Below are 19,263 nucleotides of genomic sequence, written 5' to 3' on the forward strand. Positions count from 1 at the left end.
CTCAAACAGGGCCCTCCCCTGTGCTTGATGGTGGCTGTACGCAGGGCGCTTAGGCGCGCCGGCTTCTTCGGTTCCCCGGTCTACTAACCTGCGTACAGCTGCCACCCCATTGTTTAGTAGCTTCGGGGTGTCGGCACCACATCAGGAACCGAAGCTTATGTTCAAAATAACCCCGAATCCGCCAGAGGCAGATTCCACCTCTACATCCGCAAAATCGAAAGCCAAGCAGCAAGACGAAACCACCAAACGCGTGCTCGATCACTACTTGCTACCGAAACCGGACCAATCTCAAGACGACCCCAAACCTGGGCAGGTATTCACCATCGTGAAAGGCCTCGATAACGAATGCTTGCTCGCTAATCTCAGTGAAACCCTGGCTTCGGCTGATGCGATGGTTAATGACTTGGCGTTTGAGTTGGATGGATCGCGGCGTCATATTGCGCTTGGTATTCAGCAGTTGATTGAGCTGAGTTCGTTGCTGGCGAATCGGGTGTTGGATAACGTGGAGCCGAGACGGTAGTCAATAATATTCAAAGAAAAACCCAACGCCTGTGCCGGGTTTTTTCTTCACCCGCAAACACGGGGGAGCAATTTCTGCTTTCCTTAAATCTTTAGCCAATGACCCCCTCCTTTCCAGCGACAGTTACAAACGACGATAAGCAGACACGTGTATGCCTTATGTTGGTGCCTTACCTTCACATTGATCGCAACGGTGCATCAGACGATATTTTTAGGCCGAATTCGTAGCGCATGTTCTTGAAATACACGTCCATCTGGTGCTTTATGGGTTCTTACGACTAAGGCATAATGCCATTATCAAAATTTAGCAAGGAAGCACGCTTCTATGGAAATTACGATTTCAATTCCAGTATTTCCTACTCTCGATTTGAGTGCGAAATTCACATACCTGATCGGTAACAACGGCGTAGGGAAGAGCCGCATGCTTGAGCATAATGCCAAGAAAATCTCCTTTCGACAGGATGTTGTGGTCATTGCATCAGGCCTGACTGATAAATTTCGATTTGGCAGGACAGTTAGAAAAGAAAAACAAGGGAGCTATACCTATTTAGGTAATCGTACTGTTGGAAACGCAAGCCATATAACTACTCTTTCTGCGAATGCAGTGTTGCATTATGTGGAGAGCTTAAAGAGGGGAACTTCTTCCATATTATCTGATTTTTTGATTAGGCTTGGTTTTGATCCAATTGTTTATGTAACACCCCGTACCACCAAGAAGATACGCGCAGAAGACGCAGGCTTTAATCGTTCAGTCCTTGACGACACCTTCGTTGAGCAGCACTCAAAAGTTCTGGCGAATCCTGTCAAACCTTTTTCATTATCGATCAGTAAACGTGATGAGCAAATAAATTTTATTGATCTCAGCTCTGGCGAGCAAAATATCATATCGACAGCACTAAAAATTATTTCAAACTTAAGGGAAGGCGTTATTTTTTTTGTAGACGAACCCGAAATCAGTCTGCACTTGGAGTGGCAGTTAGCTTGGCCGAGCCTTGTACATCGTATTATTTCCAGTATTAATAATTGCCGAATGATAGTTGCCACACACTCTCCGGTGCTGATATCAAGCGCAATGGCCGTGGGGGCTAATTGTTTTAATATGGAGCAAGGTAGCGGCTTGAGGGTGATAACGAGGGAAGATATCAATGTTGAAATGCTGATGCTCAAGGAGTTCCATACTTACACGCCAAAGAACAAAGCGTTGTTTGAAGAGTTCGCCAGAATTCTAAGCATGGCTATTGATCATGTTAATGATAGTGCGTATACAAAAAGCAGTATAAAGGCTGAGCTTGGCGAGCTAAAAAAGCGAATCCAAGACCTTTCTACCTCTGACGCTGACAGTCTGGGTGTAACAGGAGCAGCGGAAGAGTTTGAAGGAGCAGTGCTAGAAATATTGAACAGGAACGGTAACCATGCTTAAACCTGTAAGCAGTAGTCGTGCCAGCTTCGTAAAAAGCTTGTACAGCAGGTCAATAAAATATCACCGTGAAGCACTAAGCTGTATTTTGGAATACAGGTCGGCCGCACATAATCAGTTTCCTCCGCGGAAAGGTATCTGGAGCAAGTTTTACGAAGAGGCCAGAGGCAAGTACATACATAAAAAACTTAGCAAACACTTGCTTGAACGACAGAAATCTCTGTGCTGTTATTGTCGCGATAGGATCTTCCACGGAAAAAACTCTAATATTGAACACATCTTACCAATCAAGCATTATCCGATGTTTGCTTTTGATTATAACAACCTAGCTCTCGCATGCGTCACGTGCAATGCCTTGAAGAGCGACAATGATTTTTATCGTGTCAAAAATCTTTCTGGTAATTACAAAGCCAATTTGTTCGATTGCCTTCATCCAATCTTCCATACTTACGATGAACATGTTGACTTTCTAAAGCTTCAGACCAATCACATTTACGTGCGGGTTTTTCGTTTCAGATCAAGCCTTGGCGAGAGATTATGCTCTGAACACTTGAAACAAGTTTCCCTATTCAATATCAAAGAGCAGGCAAATCCTACCGTCGCAGAAGCAGTTAAAAAGCTCGGCGAACATCTAGATGGAAAACCGGGCTACGAAAGCGCCGCCTCAACTCTCAAACGGCTTGCCGCAAACATTTAAATGGAAAAAAGAGAGACAGGTTTATTTCCAACAAATAGCAAATAAATCTGTCCCGAATGGCCCTTACTTAACATGTTTAGCGTGCCCATTTTTCCTGACATCTGCCCTTGCTGACTGACGTGATTTGGTCAGCAAGGGGTAGGCTTGAGGTCTTCGTTTTATGGCTCGCGGCTCGATACGACCGGGTCGGTTTCCAACGCGCCTTTGAGCGATCAGCGTCAATAAATTTGACGAAAAAGCGAAAAAGCGAAAAAGGGGACAGATTTATTTCCAGCAAATGATTCTGTCCCCTTTTCAGTCAACGCAGGATGCACCGACCGCTGTCGCCCGGCGTAACTGCGACACGACGTTCCCCGCCGTAATCACCGCCGTAGGCGACATTGGGCAACTGCTCGCGGCCAGCGCCTCTGCGACCCAGGTATTGCAGGTATAAAACAGCGAATAGCGACCCTCGGCCTGGTAGAACCGGCTCTCTCCATACAGGCCAGGCCCGAGCACTACCAAGGTGCCCGTCGCTGAGCGGGTGAAGGTCCCGGCCACGAACGCGAGCAGTCGTTGGTAGCCGTCCTCCGTCACCCGCACTTCGATGACCTCGCTTGTGGCGAAACGCTGCCTGGGGTCCCCGTCAATCTTGACCGCATGCAGCACGGTTGCCGTCGACCCGAACAAGGCTCGCAAGGCGAGGCTCAAGGTGGCCTGTGGGGTTCGATAAAAATCCTCGTCGCCCCAACCGAACTCAACGAAGTCGCCGTCGCTGAACGCTTCGGCCAATGCGGGAAGCACCTGAAGCAGATCGGGGCGCGCAATGACCAACCCGGTATGCAGGCCATGATTCACTACATAGAAGGACCGCCAATCGCCACCCTCACTCCTCGGCGGGTCCGACGCGGTGGCGCAGCCGAACAGCATGAGGACCAGGGCCAGCACTACAATGCGCATACACAAGGGCTTGGAGGCTCGCTAACGAAACGTGGGAAAACCCGGCGGGGGTTGGCGCTATATCTCGGCCAGAAGCAACCATGGCGTTTAGACACCCAAAGCAGCCATACGCCACAAGATATCTCAGAGACCAAGCCTAGCATTCAAAGCTTGGGGCACTCGCCAACGCTCTCCCCTTTCAAATCCCCTTTTTGCTCAGAAATCGATAGTCCCCGAGAACTTCACCAAACGCGGATCACCCTGCGAGAGGTAGCCGCCGTTTGCCGACGCCCAGTAGTTCTTATCGGTAATGTTCTCCACGTTGACGCGCAACGTCAGGTCTTTCTCCACGAATTTCATCTTGTAACGTGCGCCTGCGTCGAAACGGTTCCAGGTAGGCAAGCTCAGGTTGTTAGCCTGATCCGCGTACTGCCCGCCAGTGCGCAACATCCTGGCGCTGAGAGCGGCACCTTCGATACCCGGAACATCCCAATCTACGCCGGCATTGAGCTGAAACGTTGGCACGCCAATGGCGTGATTGCCATCGTTGAGACCGCCAGCGGTTTTTTTCAGCTCAGACGTCATGCGGGTACCGCCGGCCATCAACCGGAGGCCTTCGATGGGTTCGCCGAAAACGCTGAGCTCCAGCCCTTTGTTGACCTGCTCGCCATCACGCACATAGAGGCTCTGCGCGTTGTCGACGTAACCGTCGGAAGGTTTCTCGATGCGGAAAATACCCAGGTTGGCACCGAAGGTTTGCAGGTCCAGCTTGATGCCGGCTTCCAACTGTTTGGTGCGGCCAGGGGGGAAGGCTTGGCCCAGGTTCGTGATGCCGGTACCGGACGCCACAGGCCCTTTTGCAAGGCCTTCGATTCTGTTGGCATAGAGCGACACGCTCTCCACAGGCTTGTAGACGATGCCATAAACAGGCGTGGTAATGGCTTCATCGTAGAGCGCGCTACGACTGCCATCGTTTGCTGGATTGGCTACACCATTTGAAGTAGTGCCATCGTACTTATAGTTTTCGACACGCAACTGCTGACGACGGACACCATAAGTGACCAGCAACTTGTCATCGAACAAGCCCAGCGTGTCGGAAATCGCCAAACTACGGTTGCGGGTTTTGCCGGTCACCCCGGGATCCCCCATTTCACCGCCCGTGCTGGACACCGCCGTCGGCTTAGGCAGCTTGGGGGTGTCGTAGATATTGCTGTTCCCGGTAACGGAACGATAGAACGTGTAGGCGTTTTCCTGCTCGGTCCAGATCGTCGAGCCCCCGATCGCAACCTGGTGGGAAACAGGGCCCGTGTTAAAGCGCCCGTTCAACCCGCCACTGAACGATGTGTTGTCTTCATTGTGAGGAATTTCCGAGCCACCGATCGTCGCTACGCCGTTATTGCCGACCAGTGTCGGCGTGGCGTATACCCCGGTTTCTCGGGTGTGCTTTGCCCCACCAGCCAGGTAGGCGGTCCAGTTTTCGTTCAGATCCCAATCGCCACGAACCATGCCGAAAGTGTCTTCCGTTTCGGAGTAAGTCCAGTCCTGTCCGTAATTGTGGCTGGCGTGCGGAGCAGTTGGAATGCGGGTGGCGGTGCCGATATTCACCGAATTACGCAGTCCATTGATACGCTGTTTCTGATACCCGAAATCGGTGGAAACGCGGAAGTTGTCACCTTGATAGTCCAAACCCGCGACGAACAACTTCGTGCGCTGATCCTGGTTGTCGATCGCTGTTTCACCTTCCCGCTGGCTCAGATTCAACCTGGCGCCAAAGCGGTTATCCTCGCCAAATCGCTGCCCGATATCCAAATGCTCGCCAATGCGGCCATCGGTGCTGATGTCCTGGGTATAACGACGCGTCGGCACATCCTCTGCGCGTTTGGGCTGCAAGTTGACGCCGCCCCCAAGACCCGAGCCCGTCGGACTGACACCATTGATAAACGCGTTGGGGCCTTTGAACACCTCGACACGCTCGATAGCATCCGTCGACAGAATCTGACGCGGTAAGACGCCATACAGTCCATTGTAGGAAATGTCGTCACTGTTAAGCGGCAAGCCTCGAATCACAAACACTTGGGATTGGTTACCAAACCCATAGGATTGACGCACCGACGGATCATTGAGAAGCACATCACCCACGTCTTCAGCTTGTTGATCTTCAATCAACTGCGAGGTGTAACTCGTCATCACGAACGGGACATCCATGTTGTCCTGATTGCCCAACACCCCCATCTGGCCTCCCCTCGCAACCTGACCTCCCGCATAGGGCGTTGGTAGCGTGTTGGAGTTGGGTTTGATCGCACTGGCAGTAACGTCGGTCGCTCCCAATTCAATAGGTTCTGCCGCCTGGGCAAGAAAACTGACTGAGCAGCACGCAGCCAGCAACGTAAGGCGAGATGGAAATAGCATGGAGTGAGTACCTGCGGGGAAACGGGAAACCAATGCAGGTAATGCTAATGATTCGCAGATAGATTATCTATAACGAATGGCACGCTGCCATAAAAGATTTGGAAAGCGGTTTAGTCAGCCCCCGTGGCGAGGGAGCTTGCTCCCGCTCGGCTGCGCAGCAGACGCAAAACCGGACGATGCGGTTTGCCTGAAGAAATGCAGGGGCCTGCTGCGCATGCCAGCGGGAGCAAGCTCCCTCGCCACAGGGGACTTGTGTCGAGCCGAACACCGAGCCCTGTGGGAGCGAGCCTGCTCGCGATGAAATCGCCCCAGCTCCAGAGCCGAACACCCCACCCACATCACCAAAAACCCTCCCTCCTACAGCCCCCACCTACACCCCTCTATCAAGCTACGCATCCTTGCGCCTTTGCCTACAACTACGCCAGAATCCGCCCGCTTGTGCGCCTTGTCCCGGGGTTCTATTGTCTTCCTGCCACTGCCCATCAGTGGTCGGGTTTAGTAGCCCGGTTTACGTCTCGGTGTACAAGTCTCATCGGTCAGGCATTGCCTGTTCTCGATGGTGGCTGTGCGCATGGCACCTTCGGGTGCGCCGGGTTTGACGTAATCACCGGTCTACTAACTTGCGCACAGTCGCCACCCTTTCGTTTAGTAGCGAGAGGGTTGCGGCCTAATTGAGAGATTACGTCAATGTTCAAAACGACCCCGAATCCGCCAGAGGCAGATTCCACTTCTACATCCGCAAAATCGAAAGCCAAGCAGCAAGACGAAACCACCAAACGCGTGCTTGATCACTACTTGCTACCGAAATCGGATAAATCCCAAGACGACCCTAAGCCGGGACAGCTATTCACCGTCGTGAAAGGCCTCGATAACGAATGCCTGCTCGCCAACCTCAGCGAAACCCTGGCTTCGGCTGATGCCATGGTGAGTGATCTGGCGTTTGATCTGGATGGATCGAGGCGTCATGTGGCGCAGGGGATTCAGCAGTTGATTGAGCTGAGTTCGTTGCTGGCGAACCGGGTATTGGATAACGTGGAGCCGCGGCAATAGGATTTAATTCCTCAACGAAAAAACCCGACGTTTTGCGTCGGGTTTTGTTTACGAAGAGTTGCGCGTATGCATCAATCTGTGGACGTTCGACCTACCAAGCTTCGTGGTTGTCTTGGTCAGCACAGTAGCTGTAACTTCGATCTTCAGTTAACGAGGAAATCTCATTGAACGACTCTGAACATCTGAAAGAACTGTGCGCACGTTTCAACTCTGGAGAACATCTGAGCTTTACGTTTTTCTGGGGGCACCAGCGCAGCAAAACTGTCGTCACGGCGTCGTGCTTCAGCCAATGGTTCGAGGCTGGCTTCATTGTCGAGGGGCAACATTACCCGACGGCCGAACACTTCATGATGGCCGAGAAAGCGGCCTTGTTCGACGATCAGGAAATTCGTGCGCAGGTGCTCCAAGCCCCTACTCCTAATGCCGCCAAAGCACTTGGCCGCAACGTGCGCGGATTCAATGATAAGGTTTGGCTGCAACACCGATACGACATTGTCGTTCGAGCGAACCAGGCCAAGTTCTCTCAGAATCCACAGTTGAACGAATATCTTCTACAAACCGGTTCGCGCGTTATTGTCGAAGCCAGCCCGGTTGATAACATCTGGGGTATAGGGCTCGCACAGGACAACGCAGATGCGAACAATCCGAATCTGTGGAAAGGCTTGAATCTGCTGGGATTTGCATTGATGCAGGTGCGGGACGGGACTAGTACGCCAGCCCCAAGGTAGTGCCCTGACCTTACTCACGAAAAACGCAAAAAACCTTGGCGAACACAGAGAGCGCACAGAGGGGACAGATTTATTTTCCAGCAAATAAATCTGCCCCCTTTTCAGTATTAATCCTGTAGTAAAAAGGAGGTTTACATCGCCATGGATATCCGGGAAATCAAGCAACGCCTGGCCCGCCCCGCCGTGAAGCTCATTGCCGGCGGCTTTCGTCCTGCCGGCACCGATGAAGAAAGCTGGCTGGGCAATGTATTCCTGTTCCGACCGGATGAAGAGGTGCCCACTAATCAGGCGGGGCAACAGTTGCTCCCCTATGCGCAGTTTTACCTGCCCGCCCTGCCTATCAATAGCCCTCTGCTAGCAGGGGTTCGTGTGCTGACGGTGTTCATTTCAAACCCGTTCCCCGAGCACTTTGAGCCGATGGGGGATAATTGGGTTATCCGCGAGTACGGGCCGGATGATGTGTTGGTGCGCAAGTCTCTGTCGGTGGCAGGTACGTTCCTCAAACCCTTCCCACTGACAGCGCAAGCGGTGCCGGAGGACTTTCCATTGTGGGATGGCGGTGGTGTCCCGGAGGACCTTGAGCAAGCAATCCTCACGCTGGAACGCGCGGGCAAGATCCAAAGCTATTACGACTTGGTCACCCACACCTACGAACACAAGATCGGTGGTTACCCTTCGTTCTGCCAGTCGGGTGTTGATCCGGGTGAAGGCTTCGAGTTTGTGTTCCAGATTTCATCGGACTCGAAGATCAATCTGAACGTGGTCGACAGTGGGAGCCTGATGTTCTGGAAGCACAATGAAACTGGGGAGTGGGCGCTTTATTACGACTTTTACTAGGAGTCGGGGAACAGGTTTATTTTCAGGAGATAAATCCCTTTTTTGTCATCGCTGATCCTCAAAGGAAATACATGACAACCAAACTGCATACCGGGGCGCACGCGGGCTACCGCACTCTCGACTGGCACGATGGATACGACGTTAACCTGGGTGACCTCATACACCAGCTTCCTCAGCTCGTACATGGGCGTTATGTGGCGATTGCTGCGTCGGATAGCGGGCCCTATAGCCTTAGCGCCGTTGAAATCGCTAGCGGGTGGCAACGTGTAGGTGACTTGGCGATCAGTCCTATCATTACGGATATCGATCAGTTGCCCACGCCGGGCTTTGATGAATGGTACGTTTTTGAGCGCTTGCCTGATCGGGCGAGGCTCTCCAAACTCAGCAACGCTATCGCACTTAAACCGTTCGGAGAGAGCGATAAGGTCGACGCGTTCTGGGCACAAATTGAAGATTTACAACCCGTGCATGCTCTGCTTGGCGCCTGTCGCCTCTTACTGATAACTCAAGACGCAGCAATATATGAGAGCGTGCTTACGTTCTATTCAACCTAAGGGTTGAGGTGTTGTCTTGGGGAAACGGGAACAGACCACGAATATGAAACAGTCCGATTACAGGTGAGCCCAAATCGTGGTCTGTCCCCCGGTTTCTTCTTTCTCGTACACCTTAAAAGCGCAGTGGATAGGCGACCCCAGCGCCACAAGGCCAGTGGAGTTGTCACGTATGATTTGCATCCAAGAGTTTGAACCGTTCGTCGCCACTGTTATCTCTGACAGGAGACAGCGGCTTTCCTTTAATCTTGAATGAGGGTGCACAGCAGGAAAAACCCTGTATTAAATGTTTCCGTTCAGGGATAGATAGCTTGTGCTTAAAAGATCACACCCAACCCAGTGAGGAATTTAAAATGAGAGTTATTCTGAACGTCGCAGGTCAAGGCTCAGTTGACAGTTCCGCCTTCATCAGCTGGATGCTACCAAGCCCTGGAGATAAGGTCTGGGGATATTGGGGAAATGCAACATATACAGTCAAACAAAGAACATATAATTTCACTAAAGAGGGCACAGGCTCTCACATCTCTATTGAACTTGAATAGGATTAGCTACTATCGGTTGAGCTCAGGAGCGCTACAATATGGAGAGCCATGAGAACTGGATGCATCAGGCGTATAACATAGAGAAGACTCCTGTTCACAGTCACTTCCTTCAAGGATTGGAAGGGTTGTACTAAGGATAATCACAACCAGATTCATGAGGAGCTAAAAATGGCTAATAAAATCACGTTGTCTTATATAGAGCCAAATGGTAATAAATATTATGACACCGCTGCTATCCTCGAAATGATTCCATATCCTGGTGATAACGTTACGGGATTTTGGGAACAAAATTCTTACCGCGTAAAAGATCGAAAACAAGTATTTGATTCGTCAGGTACAGGTTCCCATATTGAAATTCACCTAGAATATACATAACCGCCTATTGATCGAGAGCAGACGCTCTACCATGTTGCCAACTATCCCGAAACCCAAACTTCATTGCTTGCAGTCTTTGTTTCGGCTAAAAGCGGCCAGAGGATTGGCCGCTTTTCTATGAGTGCTTCGCACTCAAGCGGGAGCAAGCTCCCTCGCCACGAGGGGGTGGGTGTCAGGGGTGGCGATCCAGTTTTTTGAGGAACACCGTCATTTCCTTTTCGGCCTGTTTGTCGCCATGGGCGCGGGCGGCTTCAAGGCCTTGTTCCCAGGCTTGGCGGGCGGCTGGTAGGTCGCCTTGGCCTTGATGGGCTTTGCCCAATAGTTTCCATGCAGCCGAATACTTGGGATCGAGTTCGACGCAGCGTTGGAAATGTTCGGCTGCCCGGGCGAATTCGCCGAGGTCCAGGTAACCCTTGCCCAGGCCGAAGCGCAGCAGTGAGTTATCCACACCCTTGGCGAGCATTTTTTCCAGGGAGTCGAGCATGGGGAAGGTCCTCTGGGGTTGTGTCAGTGATTGGTCTGTCGAGTGTTAGATAGCTATCGCGAGCAGGCTCGCTCCCACAGAGGATCGCCATTGCTCACAAATACTGTGAACACCTCCCCCTTGTGGGAGCGAGCCTGCTCGCGATGAGGCCCTTCCTGTCACTGCATACTTTGGATCAGAAGAAACTCAACCCCACATGGAACAGCTTCTCGACGTCGCGAATGTGCTTCTTGTCCACCAGGAACAGGATCACATGGTCGCCGGTCTGGATGGTGGTGTCATCGTGGGCGATCAGTACTTCTTCGTCGCGGATGATTGCGCCGATGGTGGTGCCGGGTGGCAGGCCGATGTCGCGGATGGCCTTGCCGATGACTTTGCTGGACTTGGCGTCGCCATGGGCAATCGCCTCGATGGCTTCGGCCGCGCCGCGGCGCAGGGAGTGCACGCTGACGATGTCGCCACGGCGTACGTGGGCGAGCAAGGTGCCGATGGTTGCCAGTTGCGGGCTGATGGCGATGTCGATGTCACCGCCCTGGATCAGGTCGACGTAGGCTGGGTTGTTGATGATGGTCATGACCTTCTTCGCCCCCAGGCGCTTGGCCAGCAGCGACGACATGATGTTGGCTTCGTCGTCGTTGGTCAGGGCCAGGAAGATGTCGGCGTCGGCGATGTTTTCTTCCAGCAGCAGGTCGCGGTCCGAGGCACTGCCTTGCAATACCACGGTGCTGTCGAGGGTGTCCGAGAGGTAGCGGCAGCGGGCCGGATTCATCTCGATGATCTTGACCTGATAGCGGCTTTCGATGGCTTCGGCCAGGCGTTCGCCGATCTGCCCGCCGCCGGCGATGACGATGCGTTTGTAGTTCTCGTCCAGGCGACGCATTTCGCTCATGACCGCGCGAATGTTCGCCTTGGCGGCGATGAAGAACACTTCGTCGTCGGCTTCGATCACCGTGTCGCCCTGGGGCAGGATCGGTCGGTCACGACGGAAGATCGCCGCGACCCGGGTCTCGACATTCGGCATGTGCTCGCGCAACTGGCGCAGCTGCTGACCCACCAGCGGCCCGCCGTAGTAGGCCTTGACCGCCACCAGTTGCGCCTTGCCTTCGGCGAAGTCGATCACCTGCAAGGCGCCCGGGTGTTGGATCAGGCGCTTGATGTAGTTGGTCACCACCTGCTCGGGGCTGATCAGCACGTCTACCGGGATCGCTTCGTTGTCGAAGAGGTCGGCGCGGGTCAGGTAGGCCGCTTCGCGCACCCGGGCGATTTTGGTCGGGGTGTGGAACAACGTATGGGCCACCTGACAGGCGACCATGTTGGTTTCGTCGCTGTTGGTCACCGCCACGAGCATGTCGGCATCGTCGGCGCCGGCCTGGCGCAGCACCGTAGGCAAAGAGCCGCGACCTTGTACGGTACGGATGTCGAGGCGGTCACCGAGGTCGCGCAGGCGTTCGCCGTCGGTGTCGACCACGGTGATGTCGTTGGCCTCGCTGGCCAAGTGTTCCGCCAGCGAACCACCGACCTGCCCTGCGCCGAGGATGATGATTTTCATCCACTCACTCCCTATCGAATCGGTTTTAACCGCGTGCGGCGGCGATCTTGATCAGCTTGGCGTAGTAGAACCCGTCATGCCCACCTTCCTGGGCCAGCAACTGGCGGCCATGGGGCTGCTTGAGGCCGGCCTGGCTGGCGATGTCCAGCTCCCGGGCGCCCGGGGTGCGGGCGAGGAAGGCGTCGATCACTTCGGTGTTCTCGGTCGGCAAGGTCGAACAGGTGGCGTAGAGCAGCATGCCGCCCACTTCCAGGGTCAACCACAGGGCGTCGAGCAGTTCGCCCTGCAACACGGCCAGTGCGGCGATGTCGTCCGGCTGGCGGGTCAGCTTGATGTCCGGATGGCGGCGGATCACACCGGTGGCCGAGCATGGCGCGTCGAGGAGGATGCGTTGGAACGGCTTGCCGTCCCACCAGGTCGCGGTGTCGCGGCCATCGGCGGCGATCAGTTCAGCCTCCAGGCCCAGGCGTTCGAGGTTTTCCTTCACCCGCACCAGGCGCTTGGCTTCCAGGTCCACCGCTACCACGCCGGCCAGCTTTGGCTCGACCTCGAGGATGTGACAAGTCTTGCCCCCCGGTGCGCAGCAGGCGTCCAGCACCCGTTGGCCGGGCGCCAGTTCCAGCAGGTCGGCGGCCAGTTGGGCGGCTTCGTCCTGGACGCTGATCCAGCCCTCGGCGAAACCCGGTAGTGCACGCACATCGCCGGGGGTTTCCAGCACGATACCGTCGCGGCTGTACTGGCATGGGATAGCCGGGATGCCCGCCTCGCCCAGTAATGCCAAATAGGCGTCGCGACTATGGTGGCGACGGTTGACCCGCAGGATCATCGGCGGATGGGCATTGTTGGCCGCGCAAATGGCTTCCCATTGTTCGGGCCAGAACGCCTTCAGGGATTTCTGCAACCAGCGCGGGTGGGCGGTGCGCACCACCGGATCGTGTTCCAGTTCGGCCAGCAGGGTTTCGCTTTCTCGCTGGGCGCGGCGCAACACAGCATTGAGCAGGGCCTTGGCCCAGGGCTTTTTCAGCTTGTCGGCGCAGCCCACGGTTTCGCCGATGGCGGCGTGGGCCGGAACGCGGGTGTAGAGCAGTTGATAGAGCCCCACCAGCAGCAGCGCCTCGACGTCGGCATCGGCGGCCTTGAAGGGCTTCTGCAACAGCTTGGCCGCCAGGGCCGACAGCCGAGGCTGCCAACGGGCGGTGCCGAACGCCAGGTCCTGGGTGAAGCCGCGATCACGGTCTTCGACCTTGTCCAGTTGGGTCGGCAGGGAACTGTTCAGCGAGGCTTTCCCGCTGAGTACTGCGGCGAGTGCCTTGGCGGCGGCCAGACGCGGGTTCATGAGGCGTCCGTCGCTTGGCCGAGATGGGTGCCGACGGCAAATTTCTCACGGCGGCTGTTGAACAAATCGCTGAAGCTCAGCGCCTTGCCGCCGGGCAGTTGCAGGCGTGTCAGGCACAACGCCTGCTCACCGCAGGCCACCACCAGACCGTCCTTGCTGGCACTGAGGATTTCACCCGGTGTGCCCTTGCCTTCGGTGCGGCTGGCGGCCAGCACTTTCAGGGCTTCGCCGTTCAAGGTGCTGTGGCAGATCGGCCAGGGGTTGAAGGCCCTTACCAGGCGCTCCAGCTCGATGGCCGGGCGGCTCCAGTCGATGCGGGCCTCGTCCTTGTTCAGTTTGTGCGCGTAGGTGGCGAGGCTGTCATCCTGCACTTCGCCTTCCAGCGTGCCGGCGGCCAGGCCGGCAATGGCCTGGACCACGGCCGGCGGGCCGATCAATGCGAGGCGATCATGCAGACTGCCGCCGGTGTCTTCGGCGCTGATGGGGGTGCTGACCTTGAGCAGCATCGGCCCGGTGTCCAGGCCGGCTTCCATGCGCATCACCGTGACGCCGCTCATCGCGTCGCCGGCTTCCACGGCGCGCTGGATCGGCGCCGCACCGCGCCAGCGTGGCAGCAGCGAGGCGTGGCTGTTGATGCAACCCAGGCGCGGGATGTCCAGCACCACTTGCGGCAGGATCAGGCCGTAGGCGACCACCACCATCAAATCCGGCTTCAGCGCCGCCAGTTCGGCCTGGGCTTGGGCATCACGCAGGGTCGGCGGCTGCAACACCAGGAGACCATTCTCCAGGGCCAGCTGCTTGACCGGGCTGGGCATCAGTTTTTGCCCGCGACCGGCCGGGCGATCCGGCTGGGTGTAGACCGCGACGATTTCGTGGGGGCTGGCCAGCAGGGCCTTGAGGTGTTCGGCGGCAAATTCGGGAGTGCCGGCAAAGACGATGCGCAGTGGCTCAGTCATGGGAAGCTCTCAGTTACAAAGCAGTCGCAAAAAGGAAAAGGCTTGCCGCGGCAAGCCTTTGAAGGGGGGCATCAAGCATTCTGGCGATGAAGTTTTTCCAGTTTTTTCTTGATCCGGTCACGCTTGAGGGTCGACAGGTAATCGACGAACAACTTGCCGTTGAGATGGTCACACTCGTGCTGGATGCACACCGCCAGCAGGCCTTCGGCGATCAGTTCGTAAGGTTGACCGTCGCGATCCAGGGCCTTGATCTTGACCTTCTGTGGGCGGTCGACGTTTTCGTAGAAGCCCGGCACCGAGAGGCAGCCTTCCTGGTATTGGTCCATCTCGTCGGTCAGGGTTTCGAACTCGGGGTTGATGAACACCCGCGGCTCGCTGCGGTCTTCGGAGAGGTCCATCACGACGATACGCTTGTGCACGTTGACCTGGGTCGCGGCGAGGCCGATGCCTGGCGCCTCATACATTGTTTCAAACATGTCGTCGACCAACTGACGCACTTCGTCGTCCACTACGGCCACCGGTTTGGCGATAGTGCGCAGGCGCGGGTCCGGGAATTCGAGAATGTTCAAAATGGCCATAAGCTTGATAAATGCACGTGTGAGGTAAAGTCGGGTGGCTGGCCTGGCGTGTCTTGGGATGCAGGCTACCGTTGTAAAACGTTGCTCTTGTGAAGAATAGCGCCTCACGGAGCGAGCCACGGGGGCTCTGGCGTTTTACGCGAACGCACATAATAAAGGGATTCACCGCATGAGGAAATCACTACTCGCCCTGCTGCTCCTGGTCTCGGCCGGTATCGCGCACGGGCAAGTGCAACTTCGGGAAGGTTTTCCCCAGCAATACACAGTGGTGACGGGGGACACACTCTGGGACATTTCCGGCAAATACCTGCGCGAGCCGTGGAAATGGCCGGAGCTCTGGCAGGCCAACCCGCAGATCGAAAACCCCAACCTGATCTATCCCGGCGATACCCTGTCGCTGGTCTACGTCAACGGCCAACCGCGCCTGACCCTCAATCGCGGCGCCTCGCGCGGCACGATCAAGCTGTCGCCGCGCATTCGCAGCTCGCCGGTGGCCGATGCCATCCCGAGCATCCCGTTGCAAGCCATCAACAGTTTTTTGCTGAGCAATCGCATCGTCGACACGCCTGAGGAGTTCAACAAGGCGCCGTACATCGTCGCCGGCAACGCCGAGCGGGTCCTCAGCGGCATGGGGGATCGGGTCTTTGCCCGTGGCTCGTTCGATGCGGGCCAGTCGGCCTACGGCATCTTCCGCCAGGGCAAGGTCTACACCGATCCAGAGACCAAGGAATTCTTGGGCATCAACGCCGACGACATCGGCGGTGGCGAGGTGGTCGCCACCGAAGGCGACGTCACCACCCTGGCCCTGCAACGCACCACCCAGGAAGTACGCCTGGGTGATCGCCTGTTCAGCGGCGAAGAGCGCTCGATCAATTCGACGTTCATGCCCAGCGCGCCGAAATCTGACATCAACGGGTTGATCCTGGACGTGCCCCGGGGCGTGACCCAGATCGGCGCGCTGGACGTGGTCACCCTGAACAAAGGCCGCCGTGACGGACTGACCGAAGGCAATGTGCTGGCGGTGATGAAGACCGGGGAAACCGTACGCGACCGCATCACCGGCGAGTCGGTGAAAATCCCCGATGAGCGGGCCGGCCTGCTGATGGTGTTCCGCACTTACGACAAGCTCAGCTACGGCCTGGTGCTGTACGCCTCGCGCTCGTTGGCAGTGCTCGACAAGGTCCGTAATCCATAACGGGTCTCACAAGTTACCAACAGAGTTATCCACAGCTTGTTCCCGTTTGTACGGGGCTTATAACGGTCAAGGATGATCGCATGTCACTACCTGAATCTGCTCCGGTTTCCCCTGCGGAACTGGAGGCCCGGCTACGCCTTCACCGCTTGCCGGAACTGGGACCCAAGCGGTTCATGACCCTGATGGAGGCCTTCGGCTCGGCGTCCAAGGCCATCAGTGCACCGGCCAGCGCCTGGCGCGCATTGGGCTTGCCGCTGGCCTGCGCCGAGGCCCGGCGCAGCCCGGATGTGCGTGACGGCGCCGCCCACGCATTGGCCTGGCTAGAGCGCGCGGGCCAGCATTTACTGATGTGGGACCAACCCGACTACCCGGCGCTGCTGGCGCAAATCAGCGACGCGCCGCCACTGCTGTTCGTCGCTGGCGATTCCACCATTCTGGAAAAACCCCAGCTGGCGATGGTCGGCAGTCGCCGGGCATCGCGGCCAGGCATGGACACCGCGGCGGCGTTTTCCCGAAGCCTGGCCGGGGCCGGTTTCGTCATCACCAGCGGCCTGGCCCTGGGTATCGATGCGGCGGCCCATCAGGCGGCGCTGGATGTGGGCGGGCGCACCGTCGGGGTGCTGGGCACCGGCCTGGAAAATTTTTATCCACAGCGCAATCATCGGCTGGCGGACGCGATGATTGCCCAAGGCAGCGCGGTAGTGTCGGAGTTCCCGTTGGACGCCGCGCCCCATGCCAGCAACTTTCCGCGTCGCAACCGGATCATCAGCGGTTTGTCCCTGGGTGTGCTGGTGGTCGAGGCCAGTGTCGCCAGCGGCTCGCTGATCACCGCCCGACTGGCGGCGGAACAGGGCCGCGAGGTGTACGCCATCCCTGGATCGATCCATCACCCCGGGGCCCGAGGCTGCCATCAGTTGATCCGCGACGGTGCCGCACTGGTGGAAACCGTCGAGCACATCCTCGAAGCGTTGCGCGGTTGGCAGCAGTTGCCGTTGGCTGCGATGCCTGAGCCGGTGACCCATCCGCTGCTACGCCTGCTGCATGCCGCGCCGCTGAGCAGCGAGGCGTTGGCCGACGCCAGCGGTTGGGGTTTGCCCAAGGTGCTGGCGGCGCTGACCGAGCTGGAAATGGAAGGACGCGCCACCTGCGACAACGGACGCTGGTTCGCGCGCTAGGTTTTATGAGGAAGATCGGTAAACTGCCCACAGCCTTATTTGCGTTGCGGGAGAATCTTTCATGGTCAACAGTTGGCGTGTGCAACAAGCCGCGCGAGAAATTCGCGCCGGGGCGGTGATTGCCTATCCAACCGAAGCGGTATGGGGCCTGGGCTGCGACCCGTGGAACGAGGAGGCGGTGGAACGCCTGCTGGCGATCAAGTCGCGGCTGCCCGACAAGGGGCTGATCCTGGTGGCGGACAACATCCACCAGTTCGACTTTCTGTTCGAAGACTTCCCCGAAACCTGGATGGACCGCATGGCCAGCACCTGGCCCGGGCCCAATACCTGGCTGGTGCCGCACCAGAACCTGTTGCCGGAATGGATCACCGGGGTGCACGACACCGTCGCGCTGCGGGTTAGCGACCATCCTACCGTGCGTGATTTGTGCTCACTGGTGGGGCCGTTGGTGTCCACCTCGGCCAACCCGCAAGGACGCCCGGCGGCGCGCACGCGGATTCGTGTCGAGCAGTATTTTCGCGGGCAGATCGACCTGGTGTTGGGCGGCAACCTGGGCGGGCGCAAGAACCCCAGCGTGATTCGCGACCTGGCGACCGGCAAAGTGGTGCGGCCGGACTAGGCGCGAACACACATCCCCTCTTCGACACAGATCCCATGTGTGGGAGCGGGCTTGCTCGCGAAGGCGCCGGCACATCCAACATTGATGCAAGCTGACCCACCGCTTTCGCGAGCAAGCCCGCTCCCACAAAGGTTTTGTGGTGAACACAGCATTTATGAACACCACAGACCGAGTGTGGGAGCGAGCCTGCTCGCGATGGCGTCAGGTCAGCCAGCATTGATGTTGGCTGATCCACCGCCATCGCGAGCAGGCTCGCTCCCACAGGTTTTTCAATCCAGGATCACCGAATTTCAGGGCAGGAGAATGGTCGACCCGGTCGTGCGCCGCGCCGACAACTCGGTATGAGCCTTGGCCGCTTCCGCCAGTGGATAACGCTGGTTGATGTCCACCGTGATCTTGCCGCTATTGATCATCCCGAACAGCTCATCGGCCATGCGTTGCAGGTTTTCGGCGTTGTTGGCGTAAGTCGCCAGGGTCGGGCGGGTGACGTACAGCGAGCCCTTGGCCGAGAGAATCCCCAGGTTCACCCCTTCCACCGCACCCGATGCATTGCCGAAGCTGACCACCAGGCCACGGGGGGCGACGCTGTCCAGGGAGGTCAGCCAGGTGTCCTTGCCCACTCCGTCGTACACCACGGGCACTTTCTTGCCGTCAGTCAGCTCCAGCACCCGCTGTGCGACGTTTTCCTTGCTGTAGTCAATGGTTTCCCAGGCGCCATGGGCTTTGGCGATGGCGGCTTTTTCCGGCGAGCTGACGGTGCCGATCAGCTTCACGCCCAGGGCCTTGGCCCACTGGCAGGCCAAGGAACCCACGCCACCGGCAGCGGCGTGGAACAGGATGGTTTCGCCGCCCTGGAGTTCATAGGTCTGGCGCAACAGGTATTGCACGGTCAGGCCCTTGAGCATCACGCCAGCGGCCTGTTCGAAACTGATGGATTCGGGCAGGTGCACCAGGTTGGCCTCGGGCAACACATGCACCTCGCTGTAGGCCCCCAGTGGGCCGCTGCCGTACGCCACCCGGTCGCCGACCTTGAACCGCGTGACATCTGAACCGACCGCCTCGACCACCCCCGCGCCCTCGGCACCCAGGCCCGACGGCAACGCTGGCGGCGGATAAAGACCGCTGCGGTAGTAGGTGTCGATGAAATTCAGGCCGATCGCCTTGTTGCTGACGCGCACCTGCTGCGGGCCCGGCTCGGCAGGCTGGTAGCCGACGTACTCGAGCACTTCGGGACCGCCGTGGGAACTGAACTGGATACGTTTGGCCATCTTCACTTTCTCCTTGTCGCGGGACTTTTAACCAAGCCTTCTATCGGACTCCTAAGCTTG

19 protein-coding genes and 1 pseudogene are annotated in these 19,263 nt (G+C 57.1%); 11 read left to right on the top strand and 9 right to left on the bottom strand.

Going from position 1 to position 19,263, the window contains the following annotated elements; all coding sequences use genetic code 11:
• The first annotated feature begins 157 nt into the window (after positions 1 to 157).
• From GN234_RS17975 to GN234_RS17985, 3 genes are all read left to right on the top strand, one after another.
• The gene (locus GN234_RS17975; protein ID WP_176688847.1) at positions 158 to 520 is read left to right on the top strand and encodes a DUF6124 family protein; all 363 of its coding nucleotides are present in this window, start codon (positions 158 to 160) and stop codon (positions 518 to 520) included.
• Between the two features lie 324 nt (positions 521 to 844).
• Positions 845 to 1,939, top strand: a complete 1,095-nt coding sequence (locus tag GN234_RS17980; protein ID WP_176688848.1) for an AAA family ATPase — start codon at positions 845 to 847, stop codon at positions 1,937 to 1,939.
• Positions 1,932 to 2,633, top strand: a complete 702-nt coding sequence (locus GN234_RS17985) for an HNH endonuclease (protein WP_176688849.1) — start codon at positions 1,932 to 1,934, stop codon at positions 2,631 to 2,633. The genes GN234_RS17980 and GN234_RS17985 overlap by 8 nt, the downstream gene beginning before the upstream one ends.
• A 63-nt stretch (positions 2,634 to 2,696) precedes the next feature.
• On the opposite strand, the pseudogene GN234_RS17990 reads toward GN234_RS17985, so the two are convergent.
• From GN234_RS17990 to GN234_RS18000, 3 genes and pseudogenes are all read right to left on the bottom strand, one after another.
• Positions 2,697 to 2,864: pseudogene (locus GN234_RS17990) on the bottom strand (IS4 family transposase); the annotation flags it as partial.
• A gap of 63 nt (positions 2,865 to 2,927) precedes the next feature.
• A complete protein-coding gene (locus GN234_RS17995; protein ID WP_233459554.1) occupies positions 2,928 to 3,572 on the bottom strand; it encodes a DUF2459 domain-containing protein in 645 nt (214 codons plus the stop codon).
• A 195-nt stretch (positions 3,573 to 3,767) separates the two neighbouring features.
• On the bottom strand, positions 3,768 to 5,960 hold the full coding sequence (locus GN234_RS18000; protein ID WP_176688851.1) for a TonB-dependent receptor: 2,193 nt from the start codon (positions 5,958 to 5,960) through the stop codon (positions 3,768 to 3,770).
• Positions 5,961 to 6,647: 687 nt separating this feature from the next.
• Between GN234_RS18000 and GN234_RS18005 the strand changes: the two genes are divergently transcribed.
• The 5 genes from GN234_RS18005 (at position 6,648) to GN234_RS18025 (ending at position 10,043) form a co-directional block, all read left to right on the top strand.
• Positions 6,648 to 7,010 carry a DUF6124 family protein gene (locus tag GN234_RS18005; protein WP_176688852.1) on the top strand — a complete coding sequence of 121 codons (363 nt, stop codon included), beginning with the start codon at positions 6,648 to 6,650 and terminating at the stop codon, positions 7,008 to 7,010.
• Between the two features lie 164 nt (positions 7,011 to 7,174).
• On the top strand, positions 7,175 to 7,738 hold the full coding sequence (locus tag GN234_RS18010) for an NADAR family protein (RefSeq protein WP_176688853.1): 564 nt from the start codon (positions 7,175 to 7,177) through the stop codon (positions 7,736 to 7,738).
• 141 nt (positions 7,739 to 7,879) lie between these two features.
• Positions 7,880 to 8,575 carry a DUF1963 domain-containing protein gene (locus GN234_RS18015; RefSeq protein WP_176688854.1) on the top strand — a complete coding sequence of 232 codons (696 nt, stop codon included), beginning with the start codon at positions 7,880 to 7,882 and terminating at the stop codon, positions 8,573 to 8,575.
• A gap of 71 nt (positions 8,576 to 8,646) precedes the next feature.
• Complete coding sequence (locus tag GN234_RS18020; protein ID WP_176688855.1) at positions 8,647 to 9,129, top strand: hypothetical protein; 483 nt, start codon at positions 8,647 to 8,649, stop codon at positions 9,127 to 9,129.
• 707 nt (positions 9,130 to 9,836) lie between these two features.
• Positions 9,837 to 10,043 (top strand): hypothetical protein, encoded by a 207-nt coding sequence (locus GN234_RS18025; RefSeq protein WP_146206844.1) that lies wholly within the window; start codon positions 9,837 to 9,839, stop codon positions 10,041 to 10,043.
• A gap of 172 nt (positions 10,044 to 10,215) precedes the next feature.
• Here the strand turns inward: GN234_RS18025 and GN234_RS18030 are convergent, their stop codons facing one another.
• The 5 genes from GN234_RS18030 to def form a co-directional block, all read right to left on the bottom strand.
• A complete protein-coding gene (locus GN234_RS18030; RefSeq protein ID WP_047229821.1) occupies positions 10,216 to 10,527 on the bottom strand; it encodes a tetratricopeptide repeat protein in 312 nt (103 codons plus the stop codon).
• A gap of 175 nt (positions 10,528 to 10,702) precedes the next feature.
• Complete coding sequence (trkA, locus tag GN234_RS18035; protein WP_116833842.1) at positions 10,703 to 12,076, bottom strand: Trk system potassium transporter TrkA; 1,374 nt, start codon at positions 12,074 to 12,076, stop codon at positions 10,703 to 10,705.
• Between the two features lie 25 nt (positions 12,077 to 12,101).
• Positions 12,102 to 13,412 (bottom strand): 16S rRNA (cytosine(967)-C(5))-methyltransferase RsmB, encoded by a 1,311-nt coding sequence (gene rsmB, locus GN234_RS18040; RefSeq protein WP_176688856.1) that lies wholly within the window; start codon positions 13,410 to 13,412, stop codon positions 12,102 to 12,104.
• Positions 13,409 to 14,368, bottom strand: coding sequence for a methionyl-tRNA formyltransferase (gene fmt, locus GN234_RS18045; protein WP_176688857.1), 960 nt, complete (start codon positions 14,366 to 14,368; stop codon positions 13,409 to 13,411). Before fmt ends, rsmB begins: the two co-directional genes overlap by 4 nt.
• 71 nt (positions 14,369 to 14,439) lie before the next feature.
• On the bottom strand, positions 14,440 to 14,946 hold the full coding sequence (gene def / locus GN234_RS18050) for a peptide deformylase (RefSeq protein ID WP_003196300.1): 507 nt from the start codon (positions 14,944 to 14,946) through the stop codon (positions 14,440 to 14,442).
• 169 nt (positions 14,947 to 15,115) lie between these two features.
• Here def and GN234_RS18055 point away from each other — a divergent pair, with 169 nt between their 5' ends.
• The 3 genes from GN234_RS18055 (at position 15,116) to GN234_RS18065 (ending at position 17,935) form a co-directional block, all read left to right on the top strand.
• Entirely contained in the window at positions 15,116 to 16,141 is a 1,026-nt protein-coding gene (locus GN234_RS18055; RefSeq protein WP_176688858.1) for a LysM peptidoglycan-binding domain-containing protein, read from the top strand.
• An 80-nt stretch (positions 16,142 to 16,221) separates the two neighbouring features.
• Positions 16,222 to 17,316, top strand: a complete 1,095-nt coding sequence (dprA, locus tag GN234_RS18060; protein ID WP_176688859.1) for a DNA-processing protein DprA — start codon at positions 16,222 to 16,224, stop codon at positions 17,314 to 17,316.
• A gap of 61 nt (positions 17,317 to 17,377) precedes the next feature.
• The gene (locus GN234_RS18065) at positions 17,378 to 17,935 is read left to right on the top strand and encodes an L-threonylcarbamoyladenylate synthase (protein ID WP_014335849.1); all 558 of its coding nucleotides are present in this window, start codon (positions 17,378 to 17,380) and stop codon (positions 17,933 to 17,935) included.
• Between the two features lie 290 nt (positions 17,936 to 18,225).
• Here GN234_RS18065 and GN234_RS18070 read toward each other — a convergent pair whose 3' ends face one another.
• A complete protein-coding gene (locus tag GN234_RS18070; RefSeq protein ID WP_176688860.1) occupies positions 18,226 to 19,203 on the bottom strand; it encodes an NADPH:quinone reductase in 978 nt (325 codons plus the stop codon).
• Positions 19,204 to 19,263 lie beyond the last annotated feature (60 nt).

Source organism: Pseudomonas bijieensis, from assembly GCF_013347965.1.
GTDB lineage: Bacteria > Pseudomonadota > Gammaproteobacteria > Pseudomonadales > Pseudomonadaceae > Aquipseudomonas > Aquipseudomonas bijieensis.

Excerpts from the sequence above, each read along its gene's own strand:
- GN234_RS17975 (WP_176688847.1), top strand. The coding sequence starts at position 158 with ATGTTCAAAATAACCCCGAATCCGCCAGAGGCAGATTCCACCTCTACA.
- GN234_RS17980 (WP_176688848.1), top strand. The coding sequence starts at position 845 with ATGGAAATTACGATTTCAATTCCAGTATTTCCTACTCTCGATTTGAGT.
- GN234_RS17985 (WP_176688849.1), top strand. The coding sequence starts at position 1,932 with ATGCTTAAACCTGTAAGCAGTAGTCGTGCCAGCTTCGTAAAAAGCTTG.
- GN234_RS17995 (WP_233459554.1), bottom strand. The coding sequence starts at position 3,572 with ATGCGCATTGTAGTGCTGGCCCTGGTCCTCATGCTGTTCGGCTGCGCC.
- GN234_RS18000 (WP_176688851.1), bottom strand. The coding sequence starts at position 5,960 with ATGCTATTTCCATCTCGCCTTACGTTGCTGGCTGCGTGCTGCTCAGTC.
- GN234_RS18005 (WP_176688852.1), top strand. The coding sequence starts at position 6,648 with ATGTTCAAAACGACCCCGAATCCGCCAGAGGCAGATTCCACTTCTACA.
- GN234_RS18015 (WP_176688854.1), top strand. The coding sequence starts at position 7,880 with ATGGATATCCGGGAAATCAAGCAACGCCTGGCCCGCCCCGCCGTGAAG.
- GN234_RS18020 (WP_176688855.1), top strand. The coding sequence starts at position 8,647 with ATGACAACCAAACTGCATACCGGGGCGCACGCGGGCTACCGCACTCTC.
- GN234_RS18025 (WP_146206844.1), top strand. The coding sequence starts at position 9,837 with ATGGCTAATAAAATCACGTTGTCTTATATAGAGCCAAATGGTAATAAA.
- GN234_RS18030 (WP_047229821.1), bottom strand. The coding sequence starts at position 10,527 with ATGCTCGACTCCCTGGAAAAAATGCTCGCCAAGGGTGTGGATAACTCA.
- trkA (WP_116833842.1), bottom strand. The coding sequence starts at position 12,076 with ATGAAAATCATCATCCTCGGCGCAGGGCAGGTCGGTGGTTCGCTGGCG.
- rsmB (WP_176688856.1), bottom strand. The coding sequence starts at position 13,412 with ATGAACCCGCGTCTGGCCGCCGCCAAGGCACTCGCCGCAGTACTCAGC.
- fmt (WP_176688857.1), bottom strand. The coding sequence starts at position 14,368 with ATGACTGAGCCACTGCGCATCGTCTTTGCCGGCACTCCCGAATTTGCC.
- def (WP_003196300.1), bottom strand. The coding sequence starts at position 14,946 with ATGGCCATTTTGAACATTCTCGAATTCCCGGACCCGCGCCTGCGCACT.
- GN234_RS18055 (WP_176688858.1), top strand. The coding sequence starts at position 15,116 with ATGAGGAAATCACTACTCGCCCTGCTGCTCCTGGTCTCGGCCGGTATC.
- dprA (WP_176688859.1), top strand. The coding sequence starts at position 16,222 with ATGTCACTACCTGAATCTGCTCCGGTTTCCCCTGCGGAACTGGAGGCC.
- GN234_RS18065 (WP_014335849.1), top strand. The coding sequence starts at position 17,378 with ATGGTCAACAGTTGGCGTGTGCAACAAGCCGCGCGAGAAATTCGCGCC.
- GN234_RS18070 (WP_176688860.1), bottom strand. The coding sequence starts at position 19,203 with ATGGCCAAACGTATCCAGTTCAGTTCCCACGGCGGTCCCGAAGTGCTC.